Annotated in this window: 1 tRNA gene and 1 pseudogene; both read left to right on the top strand. The window is 39.2% G+C overall.

Features of this window, described 5'->3' with window-relative positions:
* Positions 1 to 277 precede the first annotated feature (277 nt).
* Positions 278 to 1291 (top strand): annotated as a pseudogene (gene mltC / locus CBG25_RS16865) (membrane-bound lytic murein transglycosylase MltC); the annotation flags it as partial.
* 183 nt (positions 1292 to 1474) lie between these two features.
* A tRNA-Phe gene (locus CBG25_RS16860) sits at positions 1475 to 1550 on the top strand.
* Positions 1551 to 1725 lie beyond the last annotated feature (175 nt).

The raw sequence follows: 1725 nt of genomic DNA, 5'->3' as shown, positions 1-1725 counted from the left end.
CCTGAATGGGATGAGTATTTTGCAAAACGTCACTTCCATAAATTTAGGTACTGACCGGCTGACGTAATGGAGGCTTTGAGAGGCTTGAGCGCAGTGCAGTGAAAGTTGCACGCTGCGTTCTTAGGGAGGCTGTCGCAAAAGAGGTAGTATCATGTTTTTAATGATTTCAATATTTTGATTTTAAAGAAAAAATTAAATTATTTTTATTGTAAATACCCCTTTTGCGACAGCCTCTTAGGGGGCGGGAGCGCAGAAATACGCTCTTGCTACCCGACGTAAAAAAGAGTTCTCATTTCATCCTGAATACATCAAAGATACCAATGGATTTGATATTTTAGTTCAGCAATTTGTTCACAATATAGAGAATATTTGGGGAATTCAGGAAGTGCTGATTGCTGGGCCAAAAGATTATGTCAAATATACTGATCAATACCAAACCCGTAGCCATATTAATTTTGACAGCGGCAGCATCACAATTGAAACCATCGCTGGCGTCGAGCCAAAGGAATACTTAAAAAAAGCCATTGTTACTACTCTATTGATGGGCGATGACCCAGGCTCCATTGATCTCTACTCTGATATTAATAATATTGCTATCAGTAAAGAGCCATTTTTATATGGACAAGTACTTGATCATACGAATCAACCGATCCGCTGGGAATGGCGAGCAACAAAATTTGCCGACTATCTATTAGAAAATAAATTACAGCGACGTCAGTCAGGATTGCACGTCATCTGGTCAATTACTATCCAATTAGTGCCAAATCACCTGGATAAACGTGCTCATAAGTATTTACCATATATCCGCCAATCAGCGGCAAAATATGGCGTTGATCAATCGTTGATCTTGGCAATTATGCAAATAGAGTCTAGTTTTAATCCTTACGCAGTCAGTCGCTCTGATGCTTTAGGTTTAATGCAAATTATGCCAAACACTGCTGGCAAAGACGTTTTTCGTGCCCAAGGAAAATCAGGCATACCAAGTCGCAATTATTTATTTGATCCTGCCAATAATATTGATCTGGGAACCGCCTATTTATCATTGCTACAAAACACTTATTTAGGTGAAATCACTAATGCTACCTCGCGCCGCTATGCGATCATCACTGCCTATAATGGTGGATCCGGTAGTGTATTAAGAGTATTCCATAACGATAAAAAGCTGGCAGCACAGATTATTAACCAAATGCCACCCGGTGATGTTTACCAAACATTAGTGACTAAACATCCGGCTGCTCAATCACGTAATTATCTGATTAAAGTAAATAATGCGCAGAAAAATTATCGTTAACAGCCTTTTTACTTAGTTAAGTTGGTACCCTTATAATAAAGGGTACCATTTCTAATAGGCAAAAAAGCTTCGAACACTTTTTATATACTAGTTGTTAAATTGTTGAAAAAACAAGCATAAGAAAGCTTATTGCAATAATTTTAATTGACGAAAATATCATAATCAGGTTTAATACGCCCTGTTGCCCGGATAGCTCAGTCGGTAGAGCAGAGGATTGAAAATCCTCGTGTCGGTGGTTCGATTCCGCCTCTGGGCACCATGATTTCAAGGGGTTACGGGAGTAGCCCCTTCCCCTTCAGAATATTTCAGAATATCTCATCTGGTAAATTGCATAATCATTCAATACAACATACACGCATCACCTCAACAAAAGTATCAAAAACACCGGTAGTTTGTTATCACAGAGAGCCATTAGGCAGATTGTGTCCAAGCGG

Origin of the sequence: Arsenophonus sp. ENCA, from assembly GCF_002287155.1 — a bacterium.
GTDB classification, from domain to species: Bacteria; Pseudomonadota; Gammaproteobacteria; order Enterobacterales; family Enterobacteriaceae; genus Arsenophonus; species Arsenophonus nilaparvatae.
This window is presented reverse-complemented; position numbering and strand designations above follow the sequence as displayed.